3 protein-coding genes are annotated in these 25,366 nt (G+C 55.8%); all 3 read left to right on the top strand.

The window, feature by feature from the left end; genetic code table 11:
• Positions 1-89 precede the first annotated feature (89 nt).
• The 3 genes from HCZ99_RS02180 (at position 90) to HCZ99_RS20615 (ending at position 25,352) form a co-directional block, all read left to right on the top strand.
• A complete protein-coding gene (locus HCZ99_RS02180; protein WP_254869394.1) occupies positions 90-2,618 on the top strand; it encodes an ATP-binding cassette domain-containing protein in 2,529 nt (842 codons plus the stop codon).
• Positions 2,618-3,922: an HlyD family type I secretion periplasmic adaptor subunit gene (locus tag HCZ99_RS02175; RefSeq protein WP_167445223.1), complete on the top strand. Its 1,305-nt coding sequence runs from the start codon at positions 2,618-2,620 to the stop codon at positions 3,920-3,922. The genes HCZ99_RS02180 and HCZ99_RS02175 overlap by 1 nt, the downstream gene beginning before the upstream one ends.
• A gap of 244 nt (positions 3,923-4,166) precedes the next feature.
• On the top strand, positions 4,167-25,352 hold the full coding sequence (locus tag HCZ99_RS20615; protein ID WP_303047813.1) for a hypothetical protein: 21,186 nt from the start codon (positions 4,167-4,169) through the stop codon (positions 25,350-25,352).
• Positions 25,353-25,366: the final 14 nt, after the last annotated feature.

The following is a 25,366-nucleotide window of genomic DNA, read 5'->3' as shown; positions in this document are numbered from 1 at the left end:
CCCGTCGCAGGAGGGCTGCGCGGGACGATTGGCGTGCGCCATGGGCATATGCGAAAATATTATGCGCGGTGAAAGCGTTGCCGCCAGCGATGAGTAAGACCGGAAAGGACAAGATGGGCCTGTTGGATAAAATCCGGCCAAACCGCAAAGCGGATGCGGGACGCGAAGGGGATCGGACCCCGCTGGAACGGATGTTCTGGCGGTCGATTGCGCTCGTGGGCGGATTTAGCATGGTGATCAACCTGCTCAACATGGTGATCCCGATCTATTCCATGCAGGTGTTTGACCGCGTGCTTTCAAGCCGCAGTGTCGACACGCTGGCCCTTTTGACAGTCGGTATTGGTCTTGTTCTTTTGTTCATTGCATCGATGGAACAGTTGCGATCCCGAGTATTGATCCGGGTGGGAACAGCACTTGACCTTCGTCTGGGTGGGGAGCTGTTTGCCCATGTGGTGCAGCAATCTGCCCGTGGTACGCCAATGCGTCAGCGGCCCTTGCGCGATTTATATGGTTTGCGCGGCTTTCTGACCGGCAGCGGCCCGTTTGCCATGATCGATTTCATGTGGGCGCCGGTTTATATTGGGGTGGTGTTTGTTTTTGACACCCGGCTTGGCCTTGTCGCGTGCGGCGGGGCAGTGTTGTTGATCCTGATTGCGATTGCCAACGAAGCCGCATCAAGAATTTCCGTCGACCGATCCGAAGAAAGTCAGAACCGCGGGATTGCGCAGGAAGAAACCTATGTCCGCAATGCCGAGGCGATGGAAGCCATGGGCATGACGCCATCCGCGCGGCAACGCTGGCAGGCGGATCAATCTGACTCGCTTTATTGGGAAGGCCAGTCCAGCCGCCGGGTTGGAACATCAACCACGCTTTCGCATCTCGTGCGCCTGTCGATGCAGGTGTGCTTTATCGGTGTGGGTGCGTATCTGGTTCTGACCGAAAGCATCACCATCGGGATTATGGTGGCATCCATGATCCTTGGTATGCGGGGCTTGGCCCCATTTGATGGTGCGGTTTCGGCATGGCGCAGCTGGAATTCCGCGCGCAGTTCGTTTGATCGCCTCAACAAAATTCTGCTTGAAAAGAAACCGTCCATTCCCGCCCCCTTGCCACGTGGTCGCGGCATGGCTGTGGCGGTTGATCGGCTTGTGTTTGCGCCGCCCAATAGTCGCAGTGTTCTGTTTAAAGGCTTTTCGTTTAAGGCGGGCCCGGGCCAGATTATTTCGATTGCCGGGTTTAACGGGGTGGGGAAAACCGCCCTTTTGAAACTGATCATGGGCATTTGGTTGCCCGGATCTGGATCGGTGAAGCTTGACGAGGTCGAAGCATCCCGGATTGAACGTGGCGATATCGGCACGCAAATTGGTTATTTATCGCAGAACCCGTTCCTGTTCCCTGGAACAATCGCCGAAAATATTGCCCGTCTGGGCGGTGCAGAAATGCGCGATATTATTCAGGCGGCCGAGCTTGCCGGGGCGCATAAGTTTATCCTGGATCTTCAGGACGGATACGAAACCCGTGTGGATCGTGGGGGACGGAACCTTTCGGGGGGGCAACGCCAGTTAATTGCGCTTGCCGCGGCCCTGTTTGCCCGACCGCGTTTGTTGCTGCTTGATGAGCCGACAACCGCGCTTGATGACGGTGGTGTTGCCCATATTTGCGAGTTGATTGATGTGTTGCGGCGTAATGGCATTACGACCTTTATCGTCAGTCATGAGCGTGAAATTCTGAGCCGGGCGGATGCGATCCTTGCCCTTGCCGATGGTCAGATTAAGGTTGTCCCTGTTCAGCAGCCCAAGACCCCCAAGCCCGCGTTGGCCGGGCCAAGTCCGTCGGGGGGGGTGAACGAAGTCGCACCCGCACCCGCACCCGCACGTGAAACGTCGAAGGTTGCGGCATCGACCGATGGGCAAATGCGCATTAGCCCCAAACAGATTGCCGTACCCAACCCGGATGCACCGCGCCCGATTGTGGAAAAAAATACCGCACCTGTCACCCATCCTGCGGCAGTTGCGTCCGAAAATGAGATGCCGGAAATTGTTGATTTCGGCACCGGGGATGACGCCGGTGGATCGGCCCGCGCACAGGCAGCAAAGAAAGCGGCCGGGATTGATAAGCCGAAATCGGCATCGCAACCAACACCGCCCAAAACAACGCCAACGCCAACACCGACACCGGGTGGAACCATGATGACCATGCGCCCGGTTGTGGAAAAATCAGAAACCGCACTGGTGGCCGCATCCGCAAAAGCAAAACCGGCTGCAACGCCGCCGCGTGATGCGAAAAAGCCCGTTGCCGCTCGGCGCGCAGAACCAACGCAAAAACCACTGAGTACCAAGCGCAATGTGCGTGAACAGGTGCAGCTGACCACGGCCGAGCGTAAAAAGGCCGAAGCGCAGGCCATGTTCGAAGCACGCGAAGCCGCCGCCAGCCGCATGCGCAAATTCCGCGAAGAGGCAGAGCGCGAAGCCGCCAAACGTGATGCGGATCGCCCGCGCCGCCCCGCCGCCCAAGCGGCAGAACAATCTGCAACCCCGTCACCAAGCCAGCCGCGCCGAACGCGCCCGCAACTGCGTGTGGTTGAAGGATCGGCGCAACGTCGGCAAGGGGGCGTTTGATGGCCGGGGTGGAGTTACCAACCGCACGTGAGCTTGATACCGATGTGACGCCATTGGTGCGGATCGGTCTTTTGATTCTGATCCTTGGTTTTGGGTCGGTTTTGCTGTGGGCGGGAACCGCAAGGGTGAACTCGGCCGCCACCGCAAGTGGGTTGGTCGCGCCGTTTTCCGGGCGCCAAAGTGTACAGCATCTTGAAGGCGGGATTATTCGCGAAATTCTGGTGCGCAATGGCACGCAAGTTAAGGCCGGGGATGTGTTGATCCGCTTGGATGATACCCGGGCGCGGGCCAGTTATGATTTGCTCAATAACCGCTATCTTAATGCGCTGGCGACCCAGACACGATTAGAAGCCGAGCGCGCCAACCAAGATCAGCTGGTGTTTCCTGATCCCTTGAATGATCCCAAATATTTCTCGATCACTGATTCCCAAAGAACCCTGTTCGAAAGTCGACGCAGCGCCTTTGCCGGGGAGCTTGAGCTGTATGACGAGCGGATCAAGGAATTGCGCCGCGAGATTATCGGCACGCGCGAGCAAAAAACCGCCGCCGAGCAACAGGTCGGGATCGTTAAAGAAGAACTGGCGATGGTCAAGCCGATGGTTGAGCTTGGCTATGCGCGGCGTACCCGGTTGTTGCAGCTTGAAAGCCGGTTGGTGGAAACGCTTGGTAATATTGGACGCTTTTCATCCGATATTGCGCGGATTGAACAGCAAATCCAGCAGGTTAAAGCCAGCCAGTCGCAGCTAAACCGCGATAATTTGCAAACCATCAATACCGAACTTCGTGATATTCAGGGCGAGATTTCCGATTTGCATGAACGGTTGCGCTCGGCCGAGGATATTTTGGTGCGCTCCAACATCATTGCGCCGCGCAATGGCACGGTGACCAACTTGCAATTCACAACCGTTGGTGGCGTGGTTCCACCCGGTGCCAAGGTGCTTGAAATTGTGCCGCTTGATGATCGCTTGGTGATTGAAGCACGGGTGTCGCCCAATGACATCGATGTTGTTTCCAAGGGGCTTGGGGTGAATATCCGCGTAACGGCCTTTAGCCAACGCTGGTTCGCACCGGTCAAGGGCACGGTGACCGAAGTTTCGCCCGATCGTCTGACCGACTCCGAAGGCCGATCTTACTTTCAAGCAATGATAGAAATTGATGCTGAAAGTCTGGCTGAGCATGAAGGCATGATCCTGTCACCGGGAATGCCAGCCCAGTTAGAGATCGTGACAGGGGCGCGGACCGTCCTTTCCTACCTGTTCTCCCCGATTACCAACAGCTTTGAGCGCGCATTCCGCGAGCAATAATTTGGTCGCGCAAGTCCTGCGCGCACCGCGTTAAACCGCCGGAAATGATCAGAATCTGACAGAATCTGACATGCCGTGTTTTGGCCTTTTCAAAACCGATCAAATATGAACTTATTCTTATTTAGCGTAGTATATGTGGTTGCCCTGTAGGGCGTCCTAATATATATACAATTGTATATGAATGCGCCGACTTAGCTCGTTGGCTGTATTGGTAATTATAAATCCCATGTAGGGAGAACGATCTATGGCCTCGCCCGCCAACCAAGATGACGGTACCGGTTTAACAGACACCGATATCGAACAGGTCCTTGATGCCCGCGCGGAAAGCAATTCCAGCGCGGCCAATTCCGATTCCGGGACCGATGCACAGGGCGGGGGCAATACTCCTTCTTCTGCCAATCAGGTTTTCACCAATATTCAGAACGTCATTGGCACGGCCTATGACGATGTTTTGGTTGGCGATTCACAGGACAACACGCTGGTTGGCGGCGAAGGCAACGACATCATTGAACCGGGCGAGGGCGACGATGTTGTTACTGGTGGCGCTGGTCACGATACGTTTGTGCTTGAAAGTGGTTTTGAAAGGACCACGATTACCGATTTCTCCCTTGATGAAGATACACTGGCCTTAACCGATCTTGGCGTTAACAGTGCTGATGATCTGATGTCGCTGGCTGTTGATGACGGGGCGGGTAATACGGTTATCACCTTTGCGACGGGGGATGTCCTTGTCCTGCAGGGTATCAGCAAAAACCAGCTGGCCAATATCACAATTGCGTCTGCACCGCAGATTTCCAATGTGTCCGCGACAGGCACGGGGGCTGCTGCCAGTGGCGATAGCACCGATCTCTCGGCTGATGATACTGCCAACGTGATTGATGGCACAGCAGGAAATGACACCATTTCCGGGACGTCTGGTAATGATGTGATTTCCTCTGGTGGTGGGATTGATACCATCGACGGCGGTGACGGCGAAGATACCCTGTCCCTTGATGGGGCTGCCGATGGCATGGATGCCGATATCGCGCGCGGAACTGCGACAGATGGCTTGGGCTCAAAACGTATCGATTTCAGCGACATTGAAAACCTGCGCGGCACGTCGGGGAATGATGTTTTGCGCGGTGATGCAGGCGATAACAGCATTTCGGGCGGTGCGGGGGATGATACCTTTGCGGCCAGTGGCGGCAATGATGATATCGACGGTGGTTCGGGCGAAAATACCCTTGATTACAGCGACGCAGAGCAAGCCGTTCGCGTTGATATGGATAGCGGTGCCGCAACGTCGTCTTCTGAGCTGACGTCTGATGAGGATGCCGCAAGCCAAACGTCGCAAGAAAACCCGCAGCAACCGCCTGAAACTGACGGCGGTGACACTTCCGCTGAGGCGGATACCACCGACAATACGGGCCAGCCCGACGCAACGGACACGGGATCGGACAGCACAACTGGTGGCCAAACCGGCGGTGAAACATCTGATACGGGGAATGATTCAACCGGTTCGACCGATACTGGTGCGACAGAGGGTGGTTCTGAAACCGAAGGCAGCGCGGATAGCGATAGCCAGACGGGCCAAACCGAAACCGGTGAAACGACGGAACCAACTGACAGCAATACCGGCAGTTCTGATGACGCTGCTGGCAGCACCACCGAACCGCAAACCGACGACGAACCAACTTCTCAGACCGATGCCGGGTCGACTGGTTCGGAAAGCTCAGATACTCCAGCAAATTCAGGTGATGATAGCGCCGGTGCTGCACAGAGCACGGATGGTGGCGCCAATTCCGAAACACAGGAAGATACATCCTCGGGCGAGGCCTCTTCCGGTGGGGCGGATGCCGGGGGCGATACCAGTCCCGAAACCGGGGCAAATACGGGTTCCGATGCAGGTTCGGAAACTGGGACTGGCGATGATGCCAGTGATGCAATCGATACTGATACGACCGATACATCTGATGGTTCGCAAACATCCGCTGACGATACCTCATCATCAGGCGGCGCGACGGGTTCTGATGCGGTTGAGGGTGGCGGCACGGATGGTGGTTCGGATGCCTCTGGTTCGGACGGTTCAGAGGGTGTGACCGATTCCGGTGATGTTACTGGCGAAACCGGTGGCGCAGATGGTTCGACTGACACCCAAGGTGATGCTTCGGGTTCCGACGGTGCGCCGACCGGCGGTGAAACACCAGATCCGGTAACCTCTGACGAGGATACTACTGGCGAACCGACAACTGGCGGAACATCTGGCGACGAGACTGCGGGTGATGAGACGACAGGCAGTGATGGCGCGGATGATCCCGTGACGGGCGAAGACGGTTCTACTGATCAGGGTGGGGTCGACGAAACCGGCAGTTCTGACACCCAAACCGAACAGGAAAACAATACATCTGGCGCACAGGCCGGAACCGAAACAGGATCGCAAACCGATAGCGGCGAAGACGCTGGTGCTGATTCATCGGATAATGGCTCTTCGGAAACAGGTTCATCTGAGGCGGATGCGACCGGCAGCGGTGAAACCAGCAGCGAAGATGCTGCAACCGATGGCGATGATGGCAGCGATCCCGCAACCGGATCGTCTGAGGCAAATGAAACCACACCAGACACCGGCGACGCGCAAACTGGCGAGACGACTGGGGATGAGATGTCGTCGGGCGACGAAACCAGTGGCGGCACCACCGGCGAGGACGCAACCGGTACGACGGATACCCCGGCCGAGGATGAAGCCGGCACCGATACAGGTGGCGATGTCCCAGATGTTGCGGATGGTGAAGCAGGCATTTACGACAACACCCCGACATCAGACGATGATGTTGTTCAGGGTGCCGCAGATGATGACGTGTTCGGTGGCGGTGCTGGTAATGACACGCTTCAGGGGGGCGACGGTAACGACACCCTTGATGGCGGTACTGGCGATGATGTCCTGCAGGGTAGCTTTGGCGATGATCTTCTGCGCGGTGAACAGGGCAATGATCATCTGCAGGGCGGCGACGGCAACGATACCCTTGATGGCGGCACGGGTAACGATGTCTTGCAGGGTAGTCAGGGTGATGACCACCTTGAAGGTGGTGCTGGTGACGACGTCATGCAGGGCGGTGACGGCAATGATTTCCTGCGCGGTGGTGACGGTAATGACCACATTCAGGGTGGCGATGGTGTTGATACCGCAAGCTATAGCGACGCAACCGGCGCTGTAACTGTTGACCTTTCAAACAACACGGCGACCGGGGCGGCGGGCGATGACGTCGTTCAGATGGTCGAAAATGTTGTTGGTTCTGATCATGACGATTACCTGACCGGCGACGACGGCGATAACGTTCTTGATGGTGGTGCCGGGATTGATACGCTGATTGGTGGCGCGGGGGATGACACGCTTACCGGTGGGGCGGGCAAAGATGATTTTGAACTGACCGAGAATTTCGGCAACGATACGATTACCGATTTCACCAGTTCCGACGACATTATCGATCTCTCAAAGCTTGGTGTCGAAGACTTTGCCAGCCTGCAGTCGATGATGAGCGATGACGGCAACGGCAATACAGTCATCGATTTTGGCGATCAGGGAACGTTGACCCTTGAAGGGGTAAGCAGCGACAGCTTAACGGCCGATCAGTTCCGCGGTTTTGGCCGCATCTTTGAAACCGAAGGCGCCGACGTTGAAGGCGGTACGGACGGCGATGATGCGGTTTATGGCTATGACGGGGATGACACCCTTGGCGGTGGCGATGGCGACGATGTTGTGTCGGGTGGGTTCGGCGACGATACCGTTTCAGGTGGTGCAGGGAACGATACGCTGCGCGGCCAGGAAGGGATCGATACGGTCGATTATTCCGGCGCGAACGGCAGTGTAAATGTTGACCTTGAAGCCGGTACCGCAAGCGGTGCTGATGGCGACGACATTCTTGATCGCATCGAAAATGTCATCGGCTCTGATTATGATGATGTCCTCAATGGTGATAGCGGCACCAACGTCCTTTCGGGTGGTGATGGCAATGATACCCTTATCGGGCGTGACGGCGACGATACGCTTGACGGTGGGGCGGGCGATGACCTTTTCTTCGCCGAGGATGGCAATGATGCCTATGTCGGTGGGGAAGGTTCGGACACGCTTGACCTGAGTGCACGCGATGGCGGTCTGAAGGTTAATCTTGGCGCTGGAATCGTTACGGACGACAAAATTGGTGACAGCGATACTGTCACAGGCATTGAAAATATTATTACCGGTGCGGGTAATGACCAGATTCTCGGAACAGCGGGCGACAACAATTTCAATGCCGGTGCAGGTGATGACTTTGTCGCAGGCGGTGGTGGCAATGATACGCTAGACGGTGGTGACGGAAACGACACCATTAGTTTTGGATCCCAGACCGGTGTAAATGTCGATTTGGAGAACGGCACGGCAACGACCGATACCGGTACATCGACCATCCGTAATTTTGAAAATGTCCAAGGCAGCCAAAACGACGATATTCTTACCGGCGATGATGGCAATAACATTCTAAACGGCCTTGGCGGCGATGACACCATAGCTGGTGGTGCCGGTGACGATACGCTAATTGGCGGTAACGGTTCGGATACTGCTGATTATAGTCACGTCTCGGGCGATATGAATGTCGACCTTTCACAAGGTAGCGCGACCGGTGACGGTATCGATACATTGTCGGGCATCGAAAACGTCCAAACAGCCGATGGCAACGACATTGTCCGTGGCAACCAAGAAGATAACCGGATCGATACCGGTGCTGGCGACGACACAGTATATGGCAGCACTGGTGATGACATCCTGAAGGGGGGCGATGGCTTTGACACGCTGAGTTATTCGGCGGGTGATGAGACGCGCGGCGTAACCGTCGATCTTGATGCGGGTACAGTAACGGGTCGTGGCTTTGTTGATCAGATTTCCGGGTTTGAACAGGTCGAGGGATCAACCGGTATCGACACCATGCTGGGCAGTTCCGGCGATGACATCCTTTTGGCTGGTGCTGGCAATGACACTATCGATGGGCGTGGAGGTGATGACACTCTTTCTGGTGGTGCAGGCGAGGATACCTTTGTTGTAAATGCCGATAGTGGCCATGATCTGATTACGGATTTTGATCCCACCGTCGATGTGATCGACATTCAAGGGATCGAAGGTCTGGAACTGTTTGGCGACATCGTCGACTTCATTGGGGAAGACGAAGCGGGCAACGCGACGATCACGATCGGCGATGCGGTGATCACCCTGGATGGTGTTGATCCCGACAGCCTCAGTTACAAGAACTTTGTCGGCATCCGATCCCTTGAAGGTACCGAAGCCAGAGATGACCTGACCGGTACAAATCGCAGTGATGTGATCGATGCCAAGGGTGACGATGATACCGTCAGCGGTGGTGCGGGGAATGACACCATTTTGGGTGGCGCCGGTGACGACCACATCGATGGTGGATCAGGTGACGACGTTATTGATGGCGGTGCTGACGACGACTTCATCACCGGTGGCGCTGGGTCTGATGTTCTTGATGGTGGCGAGGGGGCTGATACAGTTTCCTATCGCGGCAATGCCGACGGGGTAACGGTTGATCTTGGGGCCGGAACAGCGACATCTGGTGCGGATACCGATACGCTTCGCAATTTTGAGAATGTTACTGGGTCGGGCCATGATGATCATCTGATTGGTGATGATCAAGACAACATTCTCAATGGCGGCAATGGTCAGGATACCCTGGTTGGCGGTCTTGGTGATGATACGCTGATTGGTGGCGTTGGACGCGATACCGCCGATTACAGCAATGCTGACGGTGCTGTTACGGTTGATCTTGGTGCGGGCACGGCAAGTGGTGCTGACGGCAATGATGCCCTGCAGGGTATCGAGAATGTCGTTGGGTCAGATCACGACGATGTGCTGCGTGGATCAAACGGCGTAAATACCCTTGTTGGCGGGGCGGGTGACGATACGCTTGATGGTGGTAACGGCAATGACGTTCTGACCGGCGGCGAAGGTGCAGATACCTTTGTCTTTAGTAAAACTTCCGGTGAAGACACCATCACCGATTTCGATCCGTCTGAAGATCAAATTGATCTGTCTGATTTTGGTGTTCCAAATTGGGAAGCCCTTCGGAATATGATTGGCACGGATGATAGCGGGAATGCCGTCATCACCATAAATGGCCAGACACTGACTTTGACGGATGTTTCGCCCCAAGACCTGACAGCGGACAATTTTGCCGATCTTGCAACGCTGGGCGCGACAGACGGTGATGACATTATTTCCGGAACCGGGTTTGACGAAGTTATCGACGGGCTGGACGGTGATGACACGATTTCGGCCGGGGCGGGTGCCGATACAGTCTTTGGCGGCGCTGGTAATGACACGATTTCAGGTGGGGCAGGTGCCGATACCCTAGATGGCGGCGAAGGTCAGGATACCGTCGATTATAGTTCGACCTTGGGTGTCAGTGTTGACCTTGGCGCCGGAACCGCATCGGGCGGTGGTGCGGATGTTGATACATTAAGCAGTATAGAAAACGTTATCGGCTCTGCTCAGCGCGATACTATTTCAGGTGATGATCAGGCCAATTCCATCTGGGGTGGGGCTGGTAGTGATGACCTTTCCGGTGGTGCGGGTGACGACTTTATTGACGGCGGTGCCGGCGATGACACGCTTTCGGGCGGGGCTGGCGGCGATACTCTGGTCGGCGGCAGTGGTACTGATCTTGTCGACTACAGCAATGCACAAGGCAGCGTCACAGTTGATCTTGATGCCGGAATTGCTTCTGGTGCAGATGGCAATGACACGCTTTCCGGGTTTGAAAATATTACCGGCTCGGATCACGACGATACTCTGATCGGTAATGATGCAAATAACCTTATTAAAGGTGGTGCGGGCGATGACCTTCTTGATGGCGGGGCTGGCAATGACACGCTGATTGGTGGCGCCGGTAATGACACCATCGAAGGTGGTGCTGGAACGGACACCGTTGATTACAGCGCCAGCGAACCGCTAACCATCAATCTTGCTGATGGCACAGCCACGAGCGAGAGCGGCACAGATACCTTAAGCGGTGTTGAAAATATCATTGGCTCCAAGGGGGCTGACGATATCATCGGTGATGACGGCGCCAATATCATCAATGCCGGTAGCGGTAGCGATACGATCCGTGGTGGTGCCGGTGACGACACGCTTACCGGCGGTTCGGGGGCTGACGTTTATAAAATGGCAGCTGGTGACGGCAATGACACCGTCACCGATTTCAATACGGCAATTGACCAGATCGATGTGACTGAGCTGCCGGTTGAAAGTTATGGTCAGCTTTATGAAATGATGTCGGAAAACGAAAACGGTGACTTGGTCATCGATTTCGGTGATGACACCAGCATGGTGCTTGAAGGTGTCGGCATTGACGACATCACAGCCGATAACTTCATCGGTGTCCGGGATATCGCGGGTTCATCAGGTGACGACACATTGTTTGGCACCGACGGGGAAGATACCCTGTCGGGACTGGACGGCAACGATACGCTTTATGGCCTTGAAGACAGTGATCTTCTTCAAGGCGGCGATGGTGATGACACGCTGATTGGTGGCGACGGCAACGATATCCTTGATGGCGGCGACGGTGTCGACACAGCCGATTACAGCGATGAGACGGACGGTGTTACGGTTGACTTGAAGACCGGGAACGCATCGGCGACATCAGGCAATGACACGCTTCGCAATGTTGAGAACGTGATTGCGGGTGCCGGGAACGATATGTTGACCGGTAGTGCCGAAGATAACCTCCTTAATGGTGGTGCTGGCGACGATGTTCTTAGTGGTTTAGATGGTGATGATACGCTGATCGGTGGCGATGGTAACGATACGGCCAATTATTCATCTGCCACCAATGGCGTAAATGTCGATCTGTCAGACCAAACAGCAACGGGCGGCGCGGGTAACGATAGTCTTGTCGATATTGAAAATGTCACCGGTTCAACGCATTCTGATACCCTAAAAGGGGATGCCGGTGACAACGCGCTCAGTGCTGGTTCTGGCGACGATATTCTAATCGCGACCGAAGGAAACGATACGATTTTCGGCGGTTCCGGGCGCGACACGGTTGATTACAGCGGTGCGACAGGTGCGATTGACGCAGACCTTGACGCGGGCACCGTATTTGGTATGGGCACCGACCGTGTGTCCGGTGTTGAAAACCTGACCGGCAGTGATTTTGACGACACCATTTCTGGTGATCAGTTCGCCAACATTCTTGATGGCGGTGAAGGCAACGATACGCTTAGTGGTGGTTCAGGGAACGATACACTGCTTGGGGCGACTGGGAATGATAGCCTCTTTGGCGGAACAGGTTCAGACCTGCTGGACGGTGGCGATGGCAATGATCTGCTTTCAGGCGGTGCCGGTAACGACACGCTTTTGGGTGGGGCTGGCAATGACAGTCTGATTGGTGGTTCTGGCGCGGATCTGATTGATGGTGGCGATGGTGTGGATACCGTTAGCTATGCCGATGCGGATGACGGCGTTGAAATCAATCTGACCACTGGCGAAACTGACAACCGAACAGGCGACACGGTCCTTAATGTTGAAAATGTGACCGGCAGTGCGTTTGACGACGTGATGACGGGATCTGATGCCAACAACACCCTGATCGGTGATGCGGGCGACGATACGTTCAATGGCAGTGCCGGTGATGATGTTATTGATGGCGGTTCCGGGTCGGACACCGTTGATTACAGCAATAGCGACACCAGCGTTGATGTCGATCTTAACGCGGGTGTTGCCGATAAGGCCGATGGCAAAGATGCGTTAAACAGCATTGAAAACATAACCGGCTCGTCTGCCGATGATGTGATTTCAGGTTCTTCGGACGCCAATACCCTTTCCGGGGATGCCGGGAACGACATTATTGACGGTCGCGCGGGCGATGACGTCATTTCCGGTGGCGCCGGTGATGACACCCTGACCGGTGGCGAAGGCAACGATACGGTTGATTATTCCGATGCCAGCGGTGGTCAGAATATTGATCTGTTGAACGGTACGGCAACTGGCGCAGACGGCAATGACACATTTGCCGGTTTTGAAAATGTCACCGGCTCAGATCATGACGACACCATCATCGGCGATGAGGGCGATAACCGTCTTGATGGCGGCGATGGGAATGATGTCATTACCGGCGGTGCCGGGAATGATGTGCTTAGCGGTGGTGCCGGTGACGACAGCTTTGTCGGCGAACTGGGTGATGACACCTATATCGGTGGTGAAGGTTCCGATACGCTTGATTACAGCGATGCGCAGTCGGGTCTTGATATCGATCTTGCGAATAATCGCGCGACGGGTGACGGCATTGGCACCGATACCATAAGCGGCGTCGAACACATCATCGCGACCGATCAAGATGATACCATTATTGGCGGCACCGGGGCCGAGACGATTTTGGCCGGTGCAGGCAATGATTATGTTGCGGGTGGTTCCGGCAACGATACGCTTGATGGCGGTGACGGCGAAGATACGCTTGGCTTTGCTGATGCAAATGGCGTGCGTGTTGATCTGGAAACCAGCACCGTGCGTGGTGAAGGCAATGACACCATTGCCAATTTCGAAAATATCGATGGGTCTGCTGGCAATGACGTGCTTAGCGGTGATGGCGGTTCAAACACCTTGTCCGGGAATGCAGGCAATGACCTGATTGATGGTCGTGGCGGGGATGACGTTCTGCTTGGCGGGGCCGGCGACGATACGCTTTTGGGGGGCGACGGCAACGACACGATTGATGGTGGTATCGGCAATGATACTCTGATGTCCGGGGCCGGTGATGACATTCTGCTTGGTGGGGATGGTATCGACCGCGCAAGCTATGCCGACTCAGATGCCGCCGTTACGGTCGACACGACGAATAACACGGTTAGCGGTGACGCAACCGGGACAGATACCCTTGATGCTATCGAAGTCGTCGAAGGATCACGCTTTGACGATAGCTTTGTCGGTGGCGCCGACAACGATACATTCATCGGTGGTGCGGGTGACGATACGTTCGATGCTGGCACGGGTGATGATACGCTAACACTGGGTTCCGGCGCCGATCAGGTCATCTTTAATCCGGGTGATGGCCATGACACGATTACCGATTTTGATGTCAACAGCGACGTTATCGATCTGGCACCGTTTAGCATCGCGGGCTTCGGCAGCCTTGAACACATGTTCGGCACCGATGCCGATGGCAATTTGGTCATTACATTCGATACCGGCGACAGCATCACACTAAAAGGTGTGACCGCGGATCAGATTGGCGAAGAAAACTTCACCGGTATCATTCAGCTTGGCACCAACGATGCCGATGACATTGCCGGTGGTGCTGGCAATGACTTTATCGATGCACTTGACGGTGATGACACCGTTTCGGGTGGCGACGGCAATGACCACCTTATGGGTGGCGACGGCAATGACACCCTTTCAGGGGATGCGGGCGACGATACGCTCAGCGGGAATGCCGGATCGGACGTCCTTTCTGGTGGCGAAGGTAATGATACCGCCGATTACGCGACCGAAGGTGCGGGCATTAATGCCGATCTGGCCAATGGCACTGTCATCGGTGGTGATGGCAACGATACGCTTGAAGGCATCGAAAATATTACCGGGACTGTTTTCGACGATACCCTGTTGGGCAATGACGAAAACAACACCCTGACGGGCTTGGCCGGTGATGACGTTCTGGCCGGTGGTGGCGGTGATGATGTTCTTGATGGTGGCGAAGGATCCGATACCGTCGATTATAGCAACGCCAGCGATGCGGTGAACGTCAATCTTTCTGACGGGACTGCGACGGGCGAAGGCAATGATACCCTTTCCGATATTGAAAATGTCGTTGGGTCCGATTTCAACGATGACATTACCGGCAGTGACGACGCCAATACGATTTCGTCCGGGGCTGGCAATGACGCGATCAATGCGGGTGCGGGTGACGACGTCATTGATGCCGGTACGGGTGATGATCAAATCACCGGTGGTGATGGAAATGACATTATTGATGGCGGGGCTGGCAATGATGTTCTGCTTGGCGAAGCCGGCAACGATACGCTTTCGGGCGGTTTTGGCGATGACATGGTCGATGCCGGTGCTGGCAGTGACTGGGTATATGGCGATACCGGCGATGATATCCTTGATGGTGGCAACGGCGAAGATGACGTTGACACGGTTGACTATTCCAATGTCAGCGAAGGCGTCACGGTTGATCTTATCAACGAATACGCATCGGGCGGCGGCGGCAACGACATTGTTCGCAACTTTGAACGTGTGATCGGGACCGACTACGCCGATACACTGGTTGGCAGTGACGGCGTAAATACCCTTGATGGCGGTTCGGGCAACGACACCTTGTTTGGTGGCGGCGGCGATGATGTGATCATCACCGGTGACGGCGAGGACATGATCGTCTTAAAGCCGGGTGGCGGGAATGACACCGCAACCGACTTTGATGTCGAAAAAGACATGATCGATTTGTCGGCGTATGGCGTCGAAGATTACACAACGCTTCGCGATCAGATGGCCGATGACGAAAACGGCAACGCGGTCATTACGCTGGACGATGGCGAAAGCATCACGCTTGAAGGTGTCTCGGTCGATGATCTTGGTCCGGGTAATTTCTTTGGCTATGACGTCATCGTTGGGACCGAATTCGAAGACAACATCACCGGCAGCCAGATTGGCGATGAAATCCGCGCCCTTGAAAGCGACGATATCATCGACGGTCAGGCCGGGGATGACGACATTTACGGCGATGAAGGCAACGATACGCTGATCGGTGGCGCGGGCGACGATACCCTGCGCGGCGGCGATGGCAATGATACAGCCGATTATTCCGACACGACCGAGGGTGTCACGGTTGATCTGAATGCTGGAACCGCGACCGGCGAAGCAGGCAACGATACCCTTGAAAGCATTGAAAACGTTACCGGCGGTGCGGGTGACGATGTTCTGATCGGTGATGAAAACGCCAATATCCTTGATGGGGGTGAAGGCAACGACACTGTCCTTGGCAATGGTGGCGATGACACCCTGATCGGTGGCGATGGCGAAGACGTTCTGTCCTATGACGGGGCAGACGGCGGCGTTACGGTTGATCTGGCCAACGGGACCGCGTCCGGTGGTGCCGGGAATGACGTTATTGACGGGTTTGAAACCGTTATCGGGTCGGACCACGATGATACGATCATTGGTGATGGCACGGACAATGTCATTGATGGTGGGGCCGGTAATGACACGCTTTCGGGCGGGGCGGGTAATGACACACTGACCGGCGGTGCGGGCGACGATATTGTCGATTATTCCGATCAGACCGATGGGGTTGTTGTTGATCTTGAAAACGGAACCGGCACGGCAACCGATGGCACCGATACCTTAAACGGGATCGAAGGTGCGACCGGTGGTGCGGGCGATGATACCCTGATCGGATCGACCGGCGATAATATCCTGGCCGGCGGTGCGGGCAACGATACGCTGACAGGTGGCGCAGGCAACGATACCCTTTCGGGTGGCGACGGTTCTGACCTGTTGGATGGTGGTGCTGGTGACGATGTTCTGTCATTTGACGGTGACACCATTGCCCAAGACGGCGACACAACCGATCACGTCGGCAGCCCGACCACGGATGGCACCGGCGACATTGCCGATATTTCCGGCAAAAACTTGTCCGATGACAGCTTCGTGGGTGGGGGCGGCAATGACACGCTTGTGGCCGGTGATGGCGATGATGCGATCATTCTTGACCGGGATCATGCCGGGGGCGGTGCAGCCAATCCGTCGATTGTGGATATCGAAAATATCGATGCGGGCGATGGCAATGACGTCGTCGATCTGACCAGCGAAGTTCATTCTTATGGCGATGTCACCGTTGATGGTGGCGCTGGGGATGACACGATCTGGTCCAATGATGGCGATGATGTCCTGTCAGGCGGCGACGGGGCAGATAACATCCATGGCGGTGCCGGGAACGATGTGATTTCCGGTGGTGCTGGCAATGATGTTCTTGATGGCGGCGCTGGCAGCGACACCATTGATGCCGGAACCGGCGATGATACGGTTATGGCGGGTGTTGGTGACGATACCCTGATCGGCGGCGACGGTGCCGACACACTTGACCTTTCCGGGGCCAATGGCGCGACCATCAATCTGGCCGATGGTACGGCAAGCAGTGCGGAAACCGGCACGGATACCATTGGCGGATTTGAAAACGTCATTGCGACCGACGGTGATGACATCATTACCGGATCGGACGGCGACAACACGATTGATGCCGGTGCGGGCAATGACACGGTCACCCTTGATGCAGGCAATGACGACCTTGATGGTGGCGACGGTATCGATACCGTTGATCTTCGCGGCACCACGGGGGGCGTGACGGTTGATCTTGCTGCTGGTACGGCAACTGGTGCCAATACCGGTACCGACACGGTGGCCAATTTTGAAAATGTCACCGGGTCGGATGATGCCGATACAATCACGGGATCTGACGGTGCCAACAGCATCGATGGTGGTGCGGGCGATGACGTGATTGACGGCGGGGCCGGTGATGATGTTCTGGTCGGTGGTGCCGGTGATGACACCCTTGTTGCGGGTGCCGGTAATGACACGCTGACCGGTGGGGCTGGCAACGATACCTTTGTGTTTGAAAATGGCAGTGACGCGGATCTGGTCAGTGATTTTGATCTTGCTGGTGATGTCATTTCCGTGCCCGATCTGGGTGTTTCGACCTGGACTGAATTGCAGGCACTTTTGTCAGATGGCCCTGATGGCGCTGTCATCAGCTTGCCAGCGGGCGGGACTGTGACCCTGGCTGGGGTTACGGTTTCTGATCTGACCCCAACCCATTTTGACGACATCGAAAATGTTGGCACACCGGGCGATGATACGCTTGGCGGTGGCAGCGGTGATGACACTGTTGGCGGTGGTGCCGGTGACGACACGGTCGATGGCGGTGACGGTAATGACAGCCTCGATGGTGGCGACGGGAATGATTCCGTGGGTGGTGGCGCGGGCGATGACACCGTTGGTGGTGGTGCTGGCGACGACACATTGTCGGGCGGCGATGGCACCGATACGCTGATTGGTGGCGACGGTAACGATGTTCTGGAATTTGGTGTCGATGGCATCGGGCAGGCAGGCGACAGTACGAATGATATCGGAAGCCCCGGTGTCGCTGGCACGGGCGCGGTCGCCGATCTTGAAGGCCTTGGCATCAGTGATGATGTCTATGATGGCGGTGCGGGCGTTGATACGTTGGTTGGCACCAGTGCTGGTGATGCGATTATTCTTGATCGCGATCATGAAAATGGTGCGGCTGATCCATCGATTGTCGATGTCGAAGTCATCAATTCGGGTGACGGTGATGACGTTGTCGACCTGACCAGTGAAAATCATACCTATGGCGATGTTACGGTCGATGCCGGAACCGGTAACGATACCGTTTGGACCAATGCAGGCAATGACAGCATCGATGGCGGAGGTGGTGATGATCACCTTAATGGTGGTGCCGGTGACGACATTGTAAATGGCGGCGCAGGCAACGATACGATCCTCGGTGATGCGGGGAATGATACCCTTTCGGGGGGTGATGGCTCCGATACGCTTGATATGTCCGATACCCAAAGTGACATCGCGGTCAATCTTGCGACCGGCAGCGCCAATAGCAGCGAAACCGGTTCGGACGTTATTTCCGGGTTTGAAAATGTTGTCACCGGTGCAGGTGATGACACCGTTATTGGCAGTACGGGTGACGATACAATTTCGACCGGCGACGGTGCGGACACCATTTCTGGTGGCGACGGCATTGATCTGATTGATGCCGGTGCAGGCAACGATGTCATTTCCGATGGCGCGGGCAGTGACCTTGTCAAGGCCGGTGCTGGCGATGATACGGTCATCGCAGGTGCGGGCAATGACAGCCTTGATGGCGGTGATGGGTCCGATACGCTTGATATGTCGAACGCATCAGGCGATGCCGTGGTTGACCTTGGTGCGGGGACAGCTCAGTCAGCACAAACCGGCAATGACCAGATTTCCAACTTTGAAAATGTCACGACCGGTTCGGGCAATGATCAAATCATCGGTTCGGACGCGGATAACGTTATTTCCGCGGGTGCGGGAGACGACACCATAGATGGTGGCGCCGGCGACGATATGGTTTCTGGTGGAGTGGGGCGTGATACCTTCATCTTTGCCGATGGTACGGATAACGATGTTGTCAGCGACTTTACTGTCGGCCAAGACACGCTTTCGATTGATGATCTTGGTCTCGAAAGCTGGAGCGACGTTTTGCCGTTGCTCAGCGAAAATGACAATGGTGATGCCGTTCTGAACCTGCCTGCGGGCGGGACTGTAACCCTTGTTGGCGTTGATCTTCGTGATCTGAGTGCCGATGATTTTAACAACATCACCGATGGCGCGACACCGTATGATGATACCCTTGCGGGGACCGACGGTGATGACACTATCGATGCATTGGCGGGCGACGATACAGTTGCCGGTGGTGCAGGTGATGACACGTTGCTTGGCAATAGCGGGAATGACAGCATTTCTGGCGATGCAGGCAACGATACCCTTGATGGTGGTACCGGCAACGATACGCTTTCGGGTGGGACTGGTGACGATCAGATCGGCGGTGGCGACGGGAATGATGTTCTGTCGGGCGGTTCGGGGGATGACACCCTTGATGGTGGTGATGGCGACGACGTTCTGAACTTTGACGTCGATGGCACAGCAGACGCGGCGGACACGACAGAAAACACCGGAAGCCCGGATGTCGACGGTACCGGTGACGTTGCCGATATTGGTGGTAAAAACATTTCCGACGATACGTTCATTGGCGGTGAGGGGCACGATACCCTGAACATGTCTGATGGCGGCGATGCCTTGGTTCTGGATGGTTCAAAACTGGGCGATGGTGAAACCACCGTCAGCACGACCGAACTTCGGACCCTTGGCCTGACAGAATCTGCAAGCAGTGCGGACGTCCAGGCAGCATGGTCGGATGCCAACCTGTATGGGTTTGATTTTGGCACGTCCTATGTCGATGACGATGGCAAGCTGAACCTTGCTGCGGCGGACGATACAGTTGCATTTGACGGCAAAGGTATTGGCAATTCCGGCGGCAGCCCGGCTGGCAGCCAAATCAACCACAATGGCGAGAGCGGCGAAAGCGAAGCCATCGTTGTTGATCTGGGCGCCAATGCGACATCCGCCACGGTTCAGGTTTCAAACCTGATGGCGAATGAAGGCGGCGGCGAAGTTGGTGCGTGGCAGGCCTTTGACGCGGATGGCAACCTTGTTGCATCGGGCGTGCTTGATAACAGCACGATTGATTACAGTTCCGGCGGTGTTGGTACGGCGAGCATCAGTGTCACCGACGCGCAGGGCAATCCGGTTGATTTCCGATATCTTGCTTTTGAAAGCGAACCGTACGCCAATGGTTCGTCGGGCTCAGACAGCAGTGATTATTTCGTCCGGTCGATCAGCTTTGACGCGCTTGTCGAACAAACGACTGCCGATGGTGCGCGCCTTGACGGGGTTGAGGTTATCAATGCCGGGGCGGGCGATGATGTTGTCGATCTGACCAGCGAAACGATTGCATATGGCGATGTCACCATCAATGGTGGTTCAGGTGCCGATACGCTTTGGGCGAACGAAGGCAATGACGTCATCAATGGCGAACTTGGTCATGATAATATTCATGGCGGTGCGGGCGATGACACGCTTGACGGCGGCTATGGTGACGATCTGATTGACGGTGGTGTTGGCAATGACACCCTGCTTGGCGGCACCGGCGACGATCAGATGCGTGGCGGTGAAGGCGACGACATTCTGATTGGTCAGGGCGATAATGATACCGCCCTTTATGATGATGCAACGTCGGGTGTGAATGTTGATCTTGAACATTATACCGCCACCGGTGGTGCCGGGAATGACAAGCTTTACACGATTGAAAACGTTGTCGGATCGGATCATGACGACACGCTTAGTGGCGATGCCAAAAATAACATCCTGACCGGCGGTGCGGGCAACGATACCCTTGCCGGTGGTGCGGGCGACGATACGCTTGCCGGTGGCGACGGATCGGATACCGCCGATTACAGCAATTCAAACGCTGCGGTGAATGCTGACCTGTCGACCGGCACGGCCGACCTTGCCAATGGTGATCGCGATACACTTTCAAGCATCGAAAACCTGATTGGATCGGACGGGAACGATATCCTGAACGGGTCAGATGTCGATAACACCCTTTCGGGTGGTGCAGGCAATGACAAGCTGTCGGGCAATGCCGGGAATGACGTTCTGCTTGGCGGGGCCGGCAATGACACCCTGGATGGCGGCGTTGGCAACGATACCCTAATCGGTGGTGCCGGTGCGGATACAGTTCTGGCCGGTGCGGGCAATGATACACTTGATGGGGGCGATGGTACCGATACGCTTGATATGTCGGCCGCTGATGGTGCGACGGTTGATCTGGGGACCGGAACGGCCGTTTCCGATGCCACCGGTACCGATGCAATCACCGGCATCGAAAATGTGATTGGGTCTGACGGCGATGACGTCCTGACCGGATCGGATGGTGCCAATACCATTTTGGGCGGTGCCGGCGACGACACCATCGAAGGTGGTGCTGGCGGCGACGTTCTTGATGGTGGTGATGGTATCGATACCATCAGCTATGAAGGATCAGACGCTGGTGTCGAGATTTACCTTGGCGATACCGATGCAAATGCACGCACCACCGGCGAAGGTGGTCGGGCCTTTGACGGTGACGCGGCGGGCGACATTCTTTCCAACTTTGAAAAAGTCATCGCATCGGCCCATGACGATTATGTTTATGGCAACAGCCAGAATAACGAAGTCGATCTGGGCGATGGCAACGACAGCTTTGACAATGTCGAAGCCGACATTAGTGCCGACACCGTCGATGGCGGGGAAGGTAATGACACCATCTGGACCGGTGACGGCGCAGATACCCTGTTTGGGGGCAATGGTGCGGATTACCTGAATGGTGAAAAAGGCGACGACGTTCTTCATGGTGGTGCAGGCAAAGATCGCCTGATTGGTGGCGATGGCAATGATACCCTTGATGGGGGTTCAGGTAACGACACCCTGTCGGGTGGTTCGGGTGCCGATCTTATTCAGGTTAGCAGTCTGGATGGTCATAAGCTCGTCACTGATTTCAACACCAGCGTTGATCAGATTTCGCTGGATGCCCTTGATATCAGCAAGTGGTCAGATTTGGCGCCGCTTCTGTCGGAAGTAAACGGCAACACGGTGATAGATCTGGGCGCAAACGGCTCTGTCACATTGCGCGGTGTGCGGTTGAATGACGTTTCGTCTGACATGTTTGTCGGTATCGAAAATGATGGCGGGGCAACACCGTTTGATGATGTCCTGATCGGCACCAGCGAAGATGATTATATCGACGCATTGGCGGGTAATGACGTTGTCGATGGTGGTGCTGGCGATGACACCATCAATGGCATGGAAGGCGATGATAACCTTTCGGGCGGTGAGGGTGACGACACCATTACCGGCGGCAGTGGCAATGACGTTGTGTCGGGCGGTGCTGGCGATGACACGCTTGATGGCAACGAAGGCCACGACGTTATTTCCGGCGGCGAAGGCAATGATACCCTGATCGGTGGCAGCGGCAACGACGTCATGGATGGCGGTGGCGGCGATGATTACATCGACGGCATGGACGGCGACGATACCGTCACGGGTGGCGATGAAACCGACACGATTTACGGATCGGCCGGGAATGACACGCTGGATGGTGAAGGCGGCGACGACGTCATTTACGGTGGCGATGATAATGACATCATTGCGGGTGGTGCGGGCAATGATCTGCTGTCTGGCGATGGTGGCAATGACACCCTTGATGGCGGTATTGGCAACGATACGCTTCTGGGCGGGGATGGTGAAGATACCCTGCGCGGTGGCGACGGCGATGACGTGCTGTCGGGTGGCAATGGCAATGATCTTTTGGATGGGGGTGCGGGTAACGACACCCTGACCGGAACCGACGGGGCCGATACGCTGCTTGGTGGTTCTGGCAATGATACGCTTGATGGTGGTGCGGGCAATGATACCTATACCGGCGGTGCTGGTGCGGATCAGATCCTTGTGTCGAACAATTCGGGCGACAAGGTTGTCACCGACTTTAACGTCAATGAAGATCAGATCAATCTGGCGTCGCTTGATGTGGATGATTGGGCCGATCTTCGCGATCAGATGACCGAGGTCAATGGCAATACGGTCATCGATTTGAATGGTCAGGGCACGCTCACGCTTGTGGGTGTTTCACTCAGCCAGCTGAATGCTGACATGTTTGTTGGCGTCAAAGCGGCAACCGGTCCGACCCCGTATGATGACCTGCTTTATGGTACCAGCAACAATGACACGATTGCCGCCCTTGCCGGGGACGACACCGTCTATGGCCTGAACGGTCAGGACACCTTGTCGGGTATGGAAGGCAATGACAGCCTGTATGGCGGTGATGGCGATGATACGCTGTCGGGTGATGATGGAAACGATCTTGTCGAAGGCGGCAGTGGTCAGGACCTCATTACCGGCGGTACAGGGGATGACACCCTTGATGGCGGATCGGGCGATGACCGTGTTTGGGGTGGTTCTGGCAACGATACGCTTCTTGGCGGTCAGGGGCAGGACAAGCTGTATGGCGAAGCCGGAAATGACCACATCAATGGCGGGACTGGTGATGACACCTTGGTCGGTGGTGCCGGGAATGACGTCCTTGATGGCGGTGAAAACAATGACCGTCTGTATGGCGGGGATGATGGCGATACGCTGATGGGCGGCAATGGCGATGACAAACTGTATGGCGAAGACGGCAATGATACCCTAATCGGTGGTCAAGGTCATGACACGCTGAGCGGTGGCGAAGGCCGCGATACGGCAAGTTATGCCAATGCATCGTCTGCGGTTGCGGTCAGCCTTGAAAGCGGCACGGCCGCTGGTGGCGATGGCCGCGATACCCTGTCTTCGATCGAAGATTTGATTGGCTCGAACTTTAACGATTACCTGTTTGGTGATGATGGGTCGAACCTGCTTTCGGGTCTTGACGGGAATGACATTCTTGGCGGTGACGGCGGGGATGACACCATTTGGGGCGGCCTTGGCGATGATACGATCAATGGCGGCAGTGGCTCTGATTTGATTGATGGTGGTGCGGGCAACGACACCATCGAATATCAAAAAGACGCCATCTGGACCGGCAGTCACACCGCCAAGAACTTTGGCGATCCGGGCATGGATGGCACCCACGAGCAGGTTAATCTTTGGGGCCATACCCGTTCAGAAGATATCTTTGACGGGGGTGCGGGGACCGACACCCTGTCAATGACCAGCGGCAATGACGCCCTGTTCCTTGATGATAACTATACCGATCCGGGCACCAGCCCGCGCATTTCCAACATCGAAGTCATCGATGCGGGGAATGGGGATGATATTATTGACCTGACCAGCGAAACGCATTCATACGGCGATGTCACGGTTCTGGGCGGTACGGGCGATGATATCGTCTGGAGCAACGCCGGGGATGACGTGCTTGACGGTGGCGAGGGCGACGACACCCTTTGGGGTGGTTCGGGGTCCGATACACTGATCGGTGGCAACGGCGAAGATGTGCTGAATGGTGGTGCCGGGGATGACGTCCTGCAATACAATGCGGACGATACCTGGGGGAACAGCTGGTACGCGCTAAATGATGGCTCGCCCAGTGAAGACGGGCATAGCCATGATAATGGCTGGGGCCATCACAATCATTTCGGCAATGGTTGGGGGCATCATGACGGTGGCGACAATGGTACTGGCGAATATGTCAATCTGGGCGGGTACAACCAGTCCAATGATGTGTTCGAAGGTGGCGCAGGTGTCGACACCCTTGAAATGACCAGCGGCGATGATGCGCTGTTCTTGCATGATGATGTCAGCGACGCGGCAAACGATGTGCGCCTAAGCGATATCGAAGTCATCAAGGCCGGTGATGGCAATGACATCATCGATCTGACGAGTGATCAGCATAGCTATGGCAATGTGACGCTTGATGGTGGCGACGGCAATGACACGCTTTGGAGCAACGCGGGCGATGACGTCTTGCTGGGTGGGGCGGGCAATGACCATCTTTATGGCAGTGCAGGCAATGACACCCTGACCGGTGGGACTGGCTGGGATGAATTCCAGATCGGCAAGGCCGATGGTCATGACATCATCACCGATTTCAAATCGGGCGAGGACATTATCGACCTGTCTGAATGGAACTACAGCAACTTCAATCAGGTTCAAAACGACATGCACATTGATAACACGGGCAATGTCGTCATCGATCTTGGCAATGATGCATCGGTCACTCTGATGGGGGTTCATGATCCTGATGATCTAAGTGCCGATGACTTTGGCTTTGGGACCTAAGGCCTTCGTAACAG

This window comes from Thalassospira lucentensis, assembly GCF_011806425.1.
GTDB classification, from domain to species: domain Bacteria; phylum Pseudomonadota; class Alphaproteobacteria; order Rhodospirillales; family Thalassospiraceae; genus Thalassospira; species Thalassospira lucentensis_B.
This window is presented reverse-complemented; position numbering and strand designations above follow the sequence as displayed.